Annotated in this window: 11 protein-coding genes and 1 riboswitch; of the genes, 8 read left to right on the top strand and 3 right to left on the bottom strand. The window is 40.6% G+C overall.

Annotated features, from left to right (window positions below):
- Positions 1 to 10: 10 nt before the first annotated feature.
- Positions 11 to 1,717 carry a helix-hairpin-helix domain-containing protein gene (locus NK987_RS07155; protein WP_338021196.1) on the bottom strand — a complete coding sequence of 569 codons (1,707 nt, stop codon included), beginning with the start codon at positions 1,715 to 1,717 and terminating at the stop codon, positions 11 to 13.
- Positions 1,718 to 1,819: 102 nt separating this feature from the next.
- On the opposite strand from NK987_RS07155, the gene NK987_RS07150 reads away from it, so the two are divergent.
- From NK987_RS07150 to NK987_RS07135, 4 genes are all read left to right on the top strand, one after another.
- Complete coding sequence (locus tag NK987_RS07150; protein WP_259263273.1) at positions 1,820 to 2,227, top strand: EVE domain-containing protein; 408 nt, start codon at positions 1,820 to 1,822, stop codon at positions 2,225 to 2,227.
- Positions 2,224 to 3,873 carry a transcriptional regulator gene (locus NK987_RS07145; RefSeq protein ID WP_259263272.1) on the top strand — a complete coding sequence of 550 codons (1,650 nt, stop codon included), beginning with the start codon at positions 2,224 to 2,226 and terminating at the stop codon, positions 3,871 to 3,873. The genes NK987_RS07150 and NK987_RS07145 overlap by 4 nt, the downstream gene beginning before the upstream one ends.
- Positions 3,874 to 4,173: 300 nt before the next feature.
- Positions 4,174 to 4,716: a bifunctional pyr operon transcriptional regulator/uracil phosphoribosyltransferase PyrR gene (gene pyrR / locus NK987_RS07140; RefSeq protein WP_258424591.1), complete on the top strand. Its 543-nt coding sequence runs from the start codon at positions 4,174 to 4,176 to the stop codon at positions 4,714 to 4,716.
- A 7-nt stretch (positions 4,717 to 4,723) separates the two neighbouring features.
- The gene (locus NK987_RS07135; protein ID WP_259263271.1) at positions 4,724 to 5,647 is read left to right on the top strand and encodes an aspartate carbamoyltransferase catalytic subunit; all 924 of its coding nucleotides are present in this window, start codon (positions 4,724 to 4,726) and stop codon (positions 5,645 to 5,647) included.
- Between the two features lie 68 nt (positions 5,648 to 5,715).
- Here the strand turns inward: NK987_RS07135 and NK987_RS07130 are convergent, their stop codons facing one another.
- Together NK987_RS07130 and NK987_RS07125 are read right to left on the bottom strand one after the other, a co-directional pair.
- The gene (locus tag NK987_RS07130; RefSeq protein ID WP_259263270.1) at positions 5,716 to 6,777 is read right to left on the bottom strand and encodes a YncE family protein; all 1,062 of its coding nucleotides are present in this window, start codon (positions 6,775 to 6,777) and stop codon (positions 5,716 to 5,718) included.
- Positions 6,774 to 8,648 carry a TonB-dependent receptor gene (locus tag NK987_RS07125; protein ID WP_259263269.1) on the bottom strand — a complete coding sequence of 625 codons (1,875 nt, stop codon included), beginning with the start codon at positions 8,646 to 8,648 and terminating at the stop codon, positions 6,774 to 6,776. Before NK987_RS07125 ends, NK987_RS07130 begins: the two co-directional genes overlap by 4 nt.
- Before the next feature lie 256 nt (positions 8,649 to 8,904).
- Positions 8,905 to 9,121: riboswitch (cobalamin riboswitch) on the bottom strand.
- Between the two features lie 120 nt (positions 9,122 to 9,241).
- Between NK987_RS07125 and NK987_RS07120 the strand changes: the two genes are divergently transcribed.
- The 4 genes from NK987_RS07120 (at position 9,242) to NK987_RS07105 (ending at position 14,369) form a co-directional block, all read left to right on the top strand.
- Complete coding sequence (locus NK987_RS07120) at positions 9,242 to 10,405, top strand: ABC transporter substrate-binding protein (protein ID WP_259263268.1); 1,164 nt, start codon at positions 9,242 to 9,244, stop codon at positions 10,403 to 10,405.
- A complete protein-coding gene (locus tag NK987_RS07115; RefSeq protein WP_259263267.1) occupies positions 10,395 to 11,426 on the top strand; it encodes an iron ABC transporter permease in 1,032 nt (343 codons plus the stop codon). The genes NK987_RS07120 and NK987_RS07115 overlap by 11 nt, the downstream gene beginning before the upstream one ends.
- 49 nt (positions 11,427 to 11,475) lie before the next feature.
- Complete coding sequence (locus NK987_RS07110; RefSeq protein ID WP_259263266.1) at positions 11,476 to 12,495, top strand: ABC transporter ATP-binding protein; 1,020 nt, start codon at positions 11,476 to 11,478, stop codon at positions 12,493 to 12,495.
- 131 nt (positions 12,496 to 12,626) lie between these two features.
- Positions 12,627 to 14,369, top strand: coding sequence for a GMC oxidoreductase (locus NK987_RS07105; protein ID WP_258424582.1), 1,743 nt, complete (start codon positions 12,627 to 12,629; stop codon positions 14,367 to 14,369).
- Positions 14,370 to 14,371: the final 2 nt, after the last annotated feature.

Raw genomic sequence — 14,371 nt, 5'->3', positions numbered from 1 at the left:
TTCTTATCTTTTATTTGATTTTATTTTTTCTATCCTGAAAATAATTCCCGATTTCATCCGCTGACATAGCATTTAAAGTCATGTCTTTTGTTAAACCTCCTTTTCTCCCCGCAATCACACCGAATTTCATATCTGCATAGCCTTCCATTTCGTGGGCATCGGGATTGATGGAGAGCTTCACGCCTTTGTCCATGGCATAGTTCACCCATCTCCAGTCCAAGTCCAGGCGCCAGGGATTTGCATTGATTTCAATCACCACATTGTGAATGGCGCAGGCATCAATGACCGCTTTATGGTCAATCGGATAGCCTTCTCTACGCAACAATAGCCTTCCGGTGGGATGGCCCAATATGGTCGTAAATGGATTCATGATTGCATTGATCAATCTTGCTGTGGCTTTTTTCCTGTCCATTCCCAAATTGGAATGGATGGAAGAAACGATAAAATCAAAGCTAGCCAACACTTCTTCGGGATAATCCAAACTTCCATCTGTCAGGATATCACTTTCGATCCCTTTAAAAATCCTGAATGGTGCCAATTCTTTGTTCAACTGATCGATCTCTTGCTGTTGCTTCTGCACTTTTTCGATTTCCAAACCTCCCGCATAGAAGGCCGTACGGCTGTGGTCAGAGATTCCCAGATATTCATAGCCCAATTCCTTGCAATATTCAGCCATTTGCTTCAAAGTATGCTTGCCATCACTGTAGGTGGAGTGATTGTGCAAAATCCCTTTCAGGTCTTTTTCTTCCAGAAGTTGCGGGATTTTTCCGGCTTTGGCTAGGTCAAATTCGATATATCCTTCACGAAGTTCTTCCGGAATCCAAGGCAATCCGGATTTTTCAAAAAGTTCATTTTCCGAGGCAAGCGGAGAATTTTCCCTGAGCACCTCTATCAAAGTTTTCTCTCCAATCACAGGATAAAGCAAGTGGTTTTTGGTCGCTGTCCTCACTATTTTTTCTTCCACAAAATGGGGAAGTTTCGTAAAATGGATGAGCAAATTGATTTCAGGTTCGATCATCTTTCCCCTCCATTTAAATGGACTGGAGGATTTGCGGTCTTTTTCGAGACTTTCCAAGCTGGAAATTTCTAATATGGTTTCACTTTGGTTTTCGGTCGACACTAGAAATTCTACTGTCTCAATGATTTCCATTTTCCTCCCAAAATCCCCAACAGAAATGATTTCATTTACTCCTTTTAGGCCTTTTACATTCTTGATAAATTCTGCAACGAATACCTCAATATCTGCATAAAGCCATTTTCCTTGATTAGCTTCTCTAAACTGAAGTGAAGCCAATATGCTTTCCTGAGTTTTTTCTCCAAATCCTTTGGCTTTTGCCACCTGACCGGATTGACAGGCTTCGAGCAACTCATGAGTAGAAGTAATGTTCAGGTCTTCCCAAAGCGCCTTTACCTTTTTTGGACCAAGTCCCTTGATTTCCAAAATTTCCAAAATGCCTGTTGGCGTCTTTGCCAAAAGCTCTTCCAAATAAGGATGTGTTCCACTGGTAGACAATGAAAAGACAAACTCGGCGATGCTTTTGCCCATACCTGCCTCAGACTGCAACTGTTCCACTGACTTATCGACGATGTAGATGTCGTTCCGGTCTATGTTATTCAGAGCGGATTGGTAATTCCTGATTTTAAAGGAGTTTTCATCATGCAGTTCCATGAGTTGGATGCTGCGTTTGAGAAGGCGAAGGATTGTTTTTTGGTCCAAAATCTTGAAAATGTTTGTTCCTGAGATAGACAAATGTCATCAATTATTGTTTCAAAATAAAATCTTAAGCCTTAACTTAAGCCAATCAAAATTTTCCAAATTATGAATTACTGGCTAGTCAAATCAGAACCAAGCAAATATGGATGGGAGGACCTTGTCACCAAAGGAGAGGATGTCTGGGATGGAATCCGCAACTATCAAGCGCGAAATTACCTGAAGGAAATGAAAGCAGGTGACTTGGTTCTATTTTACCACAGCGGCAAAAACAAAGAAATCATCGGGGTAGCCAAAGTTTCCAAAGAGGCATTTCCGGACTTAGAAGAAGGCGAAGATAAAGGTTGGGTTGCGGTAAAATTAAAACCACATCTAGACCTGAAAAATCCCGTTTCATTAGCGCAGATCAAATCCAACGAAAAATTGTCTTCCCTTCCGTTGCTAAAGCAATCAAGGTTGTCAACAATGCCAATAGAAAAATCCCAATTTGACCATATTTTGCTACTTGGTTCATGAAAAAACATGTCTTTATATTGCTCTTTTCTCTTCTATTCGAGATTTCCGCTTTTTCACAGGTGATGTTTGTGGATCGTTTTGAGATTCCGAGCAATTTTATAGAGAAAGATTTCATTGTCGTGGCCAAACAGGGTGGTTTGGTAGCTTTTCGTGTTCAGCCTGAAAAAGGATTGAACTTTAAGTCCAATCTTCAATATTTTTTGACTGACTTCAATTTGAATTCAGACAACTTTAAAGAAATCAAAGTCAGGGATGGCTATGATTTGGTAGGCTATGACCTTGAAGGCGAATTCCTTTATATCCTGATGCAAAAAGGCAGCGTGGCCACCTCAGAAAGATACCTGATTGAAATAGACTTAAAGAGTGAAGTCGCCCAAGAAGTCCTTCTTGAAAACATATATTCCATGGAACTTCAGGAGTTTTTTGTACTCAACAGAAGTGCCATTTTTATGGGAAATGCTGACTTGAGACCCATCGTGCAGATCTTTGATATCCAAGAAAACAATGTTATTACTGTACAGGGGATATATTTCAAAGACACCAAAATCCTGCAACTAAAAAAAGAGAGTGAACTGGGGGTACTCGATCTGTTGGTAAGCCGCCGGGATAAATATAAAATGAAACAAATTTCCTTGCTGACTTTTGATGATAATGGAAACAAAATAAGGGAAGTTGTCATCGAAAAACTTGAAGACCAAGACATGGAATTGGTAGAAGGTATTATGACTCCCATTCAAAACTACCAACAGTCTATTATTGGCACCTTTGGAAACAGGAAAAGAGAGGCATATCAGGGAATCTACCTTGGCGATATCAATGAATTTGGCGAGTACAAAATAAAATACTTGACCCTGGAGAATTTCCCCAATTTCTTTAATTATATGAAAGAAAAGCAAAAGGAAAAAAAACTTCAGGAACTAGAAAAATCTTTTGCCAAGGGAAAGACACCTTCCATCAAACCTGTTTTTTCGGCAAGGGAAGTCCTTACACTTGACCAAGGCTATCTGGTCTACAGCGATCACTTTTTAGCCACCAATCCCCGATATATGCAACGGGATGGTGTCTATGCCAACGAAGCCTATCGATACAGTGCCAATAGGTTAATGATGGACCAACTTGGCTATGGATTGGGACGCTATGGCAACAGCTTTCCCGGTTCAAGATACGGAGGTACTTATGTATGGCAGGAAGAGGGGGAATACGAATTTGTGTCTTCGTATTTTCTATTCTTAAACAGGTCAGGCGAAGTAATTTGGGACAATTCCCTTGACCTCACCGGGAACACCACCAACAATCCCGGAAAGTATGGAGAGATAAGTTTTGATGGAGAAAAACTTCATTTCCTTTACTTGGATGATATCCAAATCTACATGAGTTATATCAAAAACGGAGAAGTGATATTCCAAAACAAAACTTTTGAAATCGAATTGATCAACGAAGAGGAAAGGATCAGAGAAACCCAAGATGGGAGTCTTTCACTTACCCATTGGTATAGCAATTACTTTTTGCTGACAGGAAAACAGAAAGTCAGGTACCTAAATGCTGAAAACAAAGAAGAAACCAAAGAGGTATTTTTCTTGACCAAAATCAAAGTAGATGGAGACCAATATGTGCCTGAAGATGAAGAAGACTTGGGAAAAAACTGAAATTTGAAAGCGATGGTTGGCAGGTAGCAGTCCCAGTTCACAGCGGGTGGCAGCAATGGTCTGTAAGAAGTATTAAAGCTAAGAAATTCAAAAACCCTCGATGTGAATACCTGCAATCTGGATTAAAACCATATATAACTTGGAGTGAAGAACCATTTTATTGGCTATGTTCTGAATGACCGTAACTCTAAATGTTGTTTTTTGCTAGAGGTAAAGTAACTGACAATCTTAATTTTCAAATTTCAAATTTTTCAACCCAAACACCTTGAAACTTTTTATATTTGCACACAAAGCAAAGCCATGCAAAAAAGACTTGTTCTGGACCAACAGCAAATCGCGATCATTCTCAAGCGGTTCTGCCATCAGTTGATTGAAAACCACGATACTTTTGAAAATACCGTACTTTTAGGCTTACAGCCACGTGGCCCTATAGTTTTGGATAAAATCGTCAGGTTATTGGAAGAAATCGCAGGTGTAAAAGTTCCTTTCGGATATCTTGATGCGACCTTCCACAGGGATGATTTCAGAAGAAGGGATTTCCCATTGAAAGCCAACGAAACCAAAATAGATTTTCTGATCGAGGGTAAGAAAGTCGTACTGATCGATGATGTTCTTTATAAGGGCCGTTCCGTCAGGGCTGCATTGGATGCCATGATTGCATTTGGCAGGCCACAAAAAGTGGAACTGATGATCTTGATAGATCGCAAATATACCCGAGATTATCCCATCATGCCTGACTATTGCGGGGTGAAAGTCAACACCCTTGAAAGCCAATATGTTTCGGTGGAATGGGTGGAAAAAGGATTTGAAAAAGATGCCATTTGGATAACAGAAAAAGCATAAACTACACATGTCACAACTCAGCACAAGACACTTATTAGGCATCAAAGACATCAGTGAAAATGATATCCAACTAATTTTTGAGACAGCGGACAATTTCAAGGATGTACTCAACAGACCGATCAAAAAAGTACCCTCACTGAGAGACATCACCATTGCCAATATTTTTTTTGAAAATTCTACCCGCACAAGATTATCCTTTGAATTGGCAGAAAAAAGGCTTTCAGCAGATGTGATCAATTTTTCTTCTTCCAATAGTTCAGTCAAAAAAGGAGAGACGCTCATCGATACCGTCAATAACATACTCTCCATGAAAGTAGATATGGTGGTGATGAGACATTCAAGTCCCGGTGCTCCACACTTTCTTTCCAAAAACATCCAGGCCAATGTGGTCAATGCCGGAGATGGCACCCACGAGCATCCTACACAGGCACTTTTGGATGCTTTTTCAATCAGGGAAAAACTTGGGGATGTAGCAGGTAAAAAAGTTGCCATCATTGGAGACATCCTTCACTCCAGGGTAGCCCTTTCCAATATTTTCTGCCTGCAAAAACTCGGTGCCGAGGTCATGGTCTGCGGGCCGATCACTTTGCTCCCAAAACACATAGACAGCCTAGGGGTAAAAGTGGAATATGATGTCCAAAAAGCATTGGAATGGTGCGATGTGGCCAACGTTCTCCGAATCCAGCTTGAACGCCAGCAAATCAAATACTTCCCATCTTTGCGGGAATATTCACTTTATTTTGGCATCAATAAAAAAATGCTGGACGGGCTTGGCAAAAAAATCGTCATCATGCATCCAGGTCCGATCAACAGAGGTGTGGAATTGAATTCTGATGTTGCTGATGGAGAGCATTCCATAATTTTACAACAGGTAGAAAATGGAGTCGCCATAAGGATGGCGGTGCTGTATTTATTGGCTGGAGTCAGGTAATCCCAAAAAAAAACATGGTGAGACATTTACTGCCTCACCATGTTTTTTTTTGATCTATAGGATAATTTTTATTTAAATATAAACCCTGAGGGTCCTTTTCCGACTGTCAATGTTTTGACAAGAATTCCAAGAGGACTTAATATGAAAACGCTTCCATTTCCTTGAAAACCATTGTGCTCAGCAACATAAATTTCTTTGCCTTCTATTTTGAATCCGATTCCATAGATGCCATTACCGACATAAAAGGAAGGGTTTGTAACTTGTCCATTATTTACTGAAACTTTTGCTACTGCATCATCATAATCCGGCCAACCTGTAGAGGTCACGACAAATACCTCACTGCCCTCTCCCAATGCGATTATTGGCGTTGGATTTGTCAAAGGGATTTTTGTGGTTTTCACCACGGTATAGTTTCCGGGATTTACTTCATGAAAAAATACATTATTCTCGTCTGTGGCATAGAGGAACAATCTCCCTTCAATTTGCAAAAACTCTGAAGGAGTTCCTTCTACTGCAACACTAGCAGCCAAAGTTTCGGAAGCTATCGAAATCACATCAAACTTTTTGGCTGCAGAACACGCAACATAAATGAAATTTCCGGCCACAATCATCCCTTCAGGACGGCTTGAAACAGGGATTTTTTTTGCTATTGGCCCTCCATTCAAGTCATTGACCACTGCGATGTATGAATCAGGGTTGTTAAAATCACCATCATATGGCCCCCAATCACTGATAAAAAGTCTTTGATTGACAGAAACCAAGGACCTTGAATTATCTAATCCCAAACTAACGCCACCTACAAGACTGAAGTCTTTTGGAATCACAATTTCTACCTTCCCGGTATTTGCAACCAGATACAGTCTCCCCTCAGCTTCTACCATATCCTGGATCAATCCACCAAAAGGTCTGCTGTTTTTTGTCCGGAAAATATTTTCCTTGATCACTCCCGTAGCAGGACCATAATGAAAAACTTCACCGTCATTGACGCCAAAAGCACCTTCATTCATTATCAAAACCCCGTCTTCAAATTCACCTTTTGGCAAATCAACAGGATCAGTAGTATTTGTGGTACATGAGGAAGCAAAAATCGTAAGCCAAACCAATGGCAGCAGAAAGCGTGAATTTTTCATATTCTAACATTTAAATTAAATTGATAATTTCTCCCGGGCATAGCCCGGAGAGGCATCACTTGGTAATCAGTATTGAATAAGTTATTGATTTGGAATCCAATATTTCCTGAAAGTTTTCTATATGACCAATTACAATTGCTTCCTAAATCCCAAAGTTGATATGGTTCCAATCTTCCGGAACCATCTGTTCCGGTAAAGCGCTCCCCTACTCTTTGAAAATTAAGGAAAGTACTGAATACCCCTTTTCCAATACTGAATAAAGATTGGAACTTTTGTTCAGGGGTAAATGGCAATTGATTTCCTTTGCTTCGGTCATTTTCTGAAATATCTGTTTGGTTGATGGCTTGTGTCCAAGCATAGTTTGTAGTCAATGCCAAATTCCAATTTCGGATTTTTTGACTTAACTTCAAGCTATATTCAATACCTGAATTTTGCACCTCCCTGATGTTTTGAGGGTTCCATAAATTTCCTTTAGGCAGCCATATGATCCAATTATCAACTTTCATTCTATAATAGGTCATTCCTTGATTCAGATCAAAATTGTCTTTTTTGAAGGAATAGACCAGACCCATTTCTCCGCTCCAACTCTTTTCTGATTTCAGATCCTGATTTCCCCCCGGTACCCAAAATCGGTCATTCAATGTCGGAACTTTAAAACTTCTTGCCAAATTGGATTTGAAGAGAATTTGGCTAGATTGATTTTCCCACACTTGCCATTCGCCTCCAAGACTCGGCGTAAATGGTGCAATTTTTCTATCAAACACCATTTGCCTGAGGTTGAAAGAAAAAGACAACTTTTCATTAGGCTGAAAATTGGTGGATTGGTATAATTCTATCCTTGACTCTTGGGCTCGAAAGGTGCTCAAATTACCAACAATATAGGTATATCTGATACCGGTTTTTGAATTCCAATTTCTGCCGATTTCCCAATCCATATCTGCTGCAAGAAAATATTGGATCGTCTGATTGCGTGAAGTATTAAAAACCTGATCATCTCTTACCAGGCCGCTTTTTAGGTTCCAAACTTTGTTTTTTGAGAAATGAAAATAATCCAAAACCCACCTCAAATTAGTATCAGTCTGAAAGTCTTTGGTATTGGATCCCATTATCGGTTGGATTTCCCTTTCGGTCCCATTCCACCAAATCGATGAACTGATGAAGTTTTTGGAATTGATTTTCCACGCTAAATCCTGGATTCCACCTTGCTGGATCACCTTGGCATGATCCTGCCTTTCCATGGGTGTACCGAATTTTGTGATGTTCAGAAACGGAAAATCATTTTCTGAGAAATTCCGGTAAACCCTTGTTCTAGCTGAAAACTGTTGGTTCGAAAAGCCATATTCTAATTGTTGGTTCCATCTCCCAAAACTCCCAAATAAAGATCCAATCCGGACCTGATGACCTTCGCCAAATTTAAGTTTATTGGTCAAATGCACAGCTCCTCCAATAGCATCCGTTCCGTAAAGCGCCCCTCCACTCCCAAAATGGACAGAAGCCTGATCAAATCCTCCAACAGGAATAATTGAAAAATCCGACTGCCCCAATGAGGGGCTGTTTATCGGAAGTCCATTCCAAAATACAGCATTGTGTCCGGCTGAAGTACCCCGCATAGTCAAAGAAGATAGCATACCTGATCCATATTGGCGGAGAAACAATCCCGTCCGCTGCTGTAAGAAATCTGAAAATGGTAAGCCTTGGAAATTTATCAATTCAGCTTCAGTGATTGTATTGACCTTATTTCCAAATGTATATTTCTCAATTTCAGGTGAAAAAACTTCCACGGAAGGCAAAGAAACAGTATCCGGATCTGATATTTCAGTTCCATTACCCAACCACCTTGACTCTTCAGAATTTAAATACTGAGGTGACAAAGTCCGGAAAAAGCAAACAAACAGGAAAACCAACAACTTTAAAATGATTCGAATAGAACAATTATTTATTCCAAAGCCAAATGCTAGAAATTGGTAGAGAAGAAAACCAAAGGTTCACCCAATTGAGAATGAAGAATTTTGAATTTAAAGGATTCAAAACCCAAATATTGGAAAGCCATCAAAGGACAATCCCATTCTTGCCAATTGTTTTTGTGAAAACCACCTGCTTTTACCTCAGCCCTTCACCCGAAAGCTTTGAACAATATGAAAAATGGCAGGTCTCCTGGCTTCCCTGGATTTACCGGCCTTCTTGTGCGACGCATCACACAATGGCAATGGAGGAGGGTAAATCACTATTCCGATTGGTTCAGAATGGGGTTACAGTTGCGGGGACAGCTCCGGTATTTCACCGAATTCCCTTTTCATCCCGAGAGCCTGATGAAGGTTCGGGAACCATAATTCTGAAACAAACATAGCCAAAGATATTTTTAGACAGGTTAATTGTGTGATTATTTTTTGTACAAAAGCCACAATTGAAAATAGACTTTGGCTTCGGGTGTTATATTTGGAAAACATTTGCTGACACTTTCGAGATGAAAATCCCCCTGCTTCATTCTTTTTATTCTTGCTTCTATTTCGCCTTTCCCATTTTTATAATCCTTTTTTCCTGTCAATCTCCAAAAGAAATCAAAGAACTTGACTTGGTCGAAATCCCAAATTCATATGCAAAGGGCTTTGCTATATTTCAGGGAGAAGGATTTAAAGTTCTTGAGGTTCGGCATGCATTTCCGGATAAACATCCTCCTTTTCGTTATTTGGTCAAAGAAAATTCTGATTTGAAATTGGATGAGGCCGGGTTTGATGCTGTTATTTCACTGCCAATATCGAAGGTAGTGCTGACTTCCACGACCCACATTCCTCATTTGGATTATTTGGAGGCTTCAGATTTATTGAGAGGATTTCCTGATCTGGATTTGATTTCCTCTCCAAAGACAAGAAAATTGATTGACGCCGGAAAAGTCTCCGATTTAGGTAAAGGAGCTCAGGCGAATATTGAAAAGATCATTGAACTCGATCCAGATTGGGTGATGATTTCAACTTTGGGGGAAGACTTGAAAAACATAGAAATCCTAAAATCAGCCAAAATTCCTGCATTCATTAATGGAGAATACGTAGAGCAACACCCTCTAGGTAGGGCAGAATGGATCAAGTTTACAGGGGTATTATTGGGGAAATTAGAAGAAGCAAAAACTGTATTTTCCAAAATCGAATCCGAATACAATCAAGCTTCGGAATTGGTAAAAGAATTGCCGGAAAACAAACCAAAAGTAATGGCAGGAGTCATGTATAAGGACATCTGGTATGTACCTGGAGCGGACTCTTGGGGAGCAAGATTGCTGGAAGTAGCAGGTGGTGAATACCTTTTTAAAGACCAAAAAGGAACAGGAAGCGCACAGTTGAGTTATGAATATGTATTAGAAGTGGCCCAAGAATCGGACTTTTGGCTGGGAGCTTCGGATTTCAAGACATTGGTTGAAATGAAGTATGCAGACCCAAGATATTCTCATTTTGATGCTTTCCAAAATGGAAACGTATATACCTATACCTTAAAAAAAGGTCCGACAGGCGGTTTGGAATACTTCGAGTTGGGGTATTTAAGGCCGGATTTGATTCTTCGGGATTTGATCAAAATTCTGCATCCAGATTTATTACCGGATTATTCCCTGTATTTTTATAGTAAACTGGATGAAAAATAAACCCACCTATTTCCTTTTTCTGTCCGGCATTTTTATTTGCCTACTGCTTTTCGCAGTGAATCTGGCGAGTGGATCAGTTTTGATTCCGATTCAAGAGGTGATGGGGAGGTTTATCGGGGGAGGATTTTCAAAAAGTTCTTGGGAAACCATCGTAATGGGTTATAGGGTACCCAAAGCATTTACAGCGATTTTAGCAGGAATCGGGCTTTCTTTGAGTGGTCTTCAGATGCAGACTTTCTTCCGAAATCCACTGGCAGGACCATATGTGTTGGGAATCAGTTCTGGTGCAGGCTTGGGAGTTGCGCTATTGGTCATGGCAGGTTCGGCTTTTGGATGGTCCATGTATTCGGGAGGATTTGGAATCTGGGCAATCGTATTTTCTGCCACTGCCGGGTCGATTTTGGTTTTGTTATTGATGAGTGTTACAGCCTGGAAAGTCAACGACAGCATGACATTACTCATCGTAGGTTTGATGTTTGGCTCTGCTGTTTCGGCTTTGATTTCAGTATTATCGTACTTTTCGGGGGCAGAGCAACTGAAGATGTTTACCATCTGGTCTATGGGAAGTCTCGGAAGTACCCAACCTGATCAGTTATTGGCTTTTTTAATTGTTGTTTTACTGGGATTGATTCCTTTGTTGATCAATCTCAAATCATTTAACGCCATGCTTCTCGGCGAAGCATACGCAGTCAGCATGGGTATAAACATCCAAAAGCTTAGATGGGCTATGATTGTCAGTACAGGGATTTTGGCGGGGTCAGTGACAGCTTTCTGTGGGCCAATCGCCTTTATCGGAATTGCTGTTCCGCACATGGCGAGGTTGGTTTTCAAAACAGGGGATCACCGGATCCTTTTTCCCGCCTCAGCTTTGATCAGCGCTGCAGTTCTATTGGCATGCGATACGATCAGTCAGTTACCCGGCAGTGCACAGACTTTACCAATCAATGCAGTCACTTCTTTGGTGGGTGCACCGATGGTCATCTGGTTGATTCTAAAGAGGAATTTCAGTAAGGAGTTTTAGGAAAATTGAAAATATAAGATTTGAAAAACCATAACCAACATAATTAACCTTGTCCATTCAAAATTCCATATTGCAGGCAAACGATCTTTCCTTAGGGTATAAAAAAGGCAAGAAGTCTAATATTGTTGCAGAGCAAATTTCCTTTTCTTTAAAAAAAGGAAAACTCACTTGTCTGCTTGGCCCAAATGGTGTTGGTAAATCCACCTTGATCAAGACAATCATGGGACAGGTTCCTGCTCTGAAAAATCAGGTCTATTTGGACAATAAACCCACAGATTTATTTTCAATCAAAGACCTGGCAAAAAAAATAGCTGTCGTCCTAACAGAAAAAATCAGCAGCGGCAATCTCACGGTTGAAGAGATTGTGTCTTTGGGCAGAATTCCACATACAGGTTGGTCTGGATATTTATCAGAAAATGATCGGGAAAAAGTAAGCCAAGCAATCCGTTCTACGCATATCAATTACATTCAGGACAGACCATTAAGCGAACTCAGTGATGGCCAATTGCAGAAAGTAATGATTGCAAGGGCATTGGCACAGGATGGCGAAATATTGATTTTGGATGAACCCACGGCACATTTAGACCTCATAAACAGGTTTGAGATCATGCATTTGCTCAGAGATATCGCAAAAAATGAAAACAAAGCCGTGCTCGTGGTGACACACGACCTAGACATAGCCATCGATACAGCCGATGAATTTTGGTTAATGCAATGTGGAATGCCTTTGGTCTGTGGAAGTCCTGAAGACCTGATACTCCAAGGAAGCATCGACCTTTTACTTCCAAATGAAACCCTCAAATTCGATATATCTGTAGGGAAAGTTCAAGAATCAACAATTTTCAGATACCCGCAAATTGATGGGCCGGAGGAAACCGTGAAATGGGTGAAATCCGCTTTAAGGAAAAATAAAATCAATCAGCAGGGCAAATCTATTTCTATTGAAAAAGATGGTAATCAAATTTCCTATATTTTAAAGACTAATACAGAAATAATCCGATTTGAATCAATCTCCTCGCTGATTAGCCAACTCAATTATTTTGAAAATGATATTTCGATGCCATCATAAAATTTATTGACTTGATATTCCAATTTTCTCCCATTCTCAAGATGAGTTTCTGAAATTCTCCAAAAGTTAGGTTTGTAAATTTTACATTTTTTTATTTAACTTGTAAGACAAACATAAAAATTTTATAAAACATGAGTTTTGAAATCAAATCATCTGGAGAAGCTTATGATGTGATTATCGTAGGTTCCGGTGCCGGTGGCGGTATGGCTTCCAAAATTCTTTCTGAGGCAGGACTATCAGTTGCTGTATTGGAAGCAGGAGGCGATTTTGATCCGGCAAAAGACGAGGATAGGACCCAATTGAGACCACCTTGGGAATCTCCGAGAAGGGGAAGCGGAACCAGGATCAGGCCTTTTGGTGATTTTGACCAGGCTATTGGCGGTTGGGACATCGAAGGAGAACCTTATACTAATGTCAAAGGAACCCAATTTGATTGGTTCAGATCTAGAATGCTGGGCGGCAGAACCAATCACTGGGGAAGGATTTCGCTACGTTTTGGTCCCAATGATTTCAAAAGAAGCAGTATTGATGGGATGGGAGATGATTGGCCGATAGGTTATGATGATGTCAAGCCATATTATGATAAAGTAGATAAACTGATCGGGGTTTTTGGCTCAAAAGAGGGGATTTACAATGAACCTGATGGATTTTTCCTTCCTCCTCCGAAGCCAAGGCTACATGAAATGTTTATCATGAAAGGAGCAAAAAAAGCAAATATGCCGGTAATTCCCGGAAGGCTTTCAATGCTGACCCGTCCGATAAACAATGAAAGAGGAGTTTGCTTTTTCTGTAATCAATGCAACAGGGCCTGTCAGGCATATGCGGATTTTTCCTCAGGAACAGTCTTGATCAAGCCTGCTATGAAAAAAGGCAAAGTGGAGTTATACACCAACGCCATGGTCAGGGCAGTCACAACCGATGATACCGGTAAAGCCACCGGCGTTTCCTATGTCAGCAAAATAGACATGAAGGAATACAAGCTTAAATCTAGGGTGGTTGTTTTGGGCGCATCAGCCTGCGAATCTTCCAGGATAATGCTCAACTCCAAATCAAAATCCCATCCAAATGGAATCGGCAACAGTAGCGGGGTAGTAGGGAAATATCTTCATGATTCCACAGGTGCGGATAGAATGGGAATTCTTCCTGACTTGATCGATAGAGAAAGATACAACGAGGACGGTGTCGGCGGCATGCACGTGTATACACCTTGGTGGCTGGACAACAAGAAGCTTGATTTTGCAAGAGGTTACCATATTGAATATTGGGGAGGAATGTCGATGCCATCCTATGGAATAGGATTTTCGATGGATACCATGAGAAAATATTTGAAGGATGAATTTGGCAACCCAAGTCCAAACGGGGGATATGGCGAAGGCTTGAAGAAGGATATACGCAGATCATATGGGTCTATGGTGGGCATGTCAGGAAGAGGTGAAAGTATTCCAAGAGAGACAAACTATTGTGAAATCGACCCAAATGTGGTTGACAAATTCGGCATACCTGTGCTACGATTCCATTACAAATGGTCTGACCAAGAAATCAAGCAGGCAAAACACATGCAGGATACCTTTGAAGAAATCCTTACCAATTCTGGTGCTGTCCTATTGGGTCAAAAACCGGGAGCTGATACCATGTATGGATTGGCCACGCCAGGAAGGATCATCCATGAAGTCGGAACCACAAGGATGGGGAATAATCCTGCAACTTCGGTTTTGAACAGTAACAGCCAAGCCCACGACTGCAAAAATCTATTTGTGGTGGATGCAGGTCCGTTTGTATCACAAGCAGATAAAAACCCAACTTGGACCATTTTGGCCTTGTCTTGGAGAACTTCAGATTTTATTATCAGTGAATTGAAAAAGAAAAACATATAATT

Origin of the sequence: Aquiflexum gelatinilyticum (genome assembly GCF_024813435.1) — a bacterium.
GTDB lineage: Bacteria > Bacteroidota > Bacteroidia > Cytophagales > Cyclobacteriaceae > Cognataquiflexum > Cognataquiflexum gelatinilyticum.
This window is presented reverse-complemented; position numbering and strand designations above follow the sequence as displayed.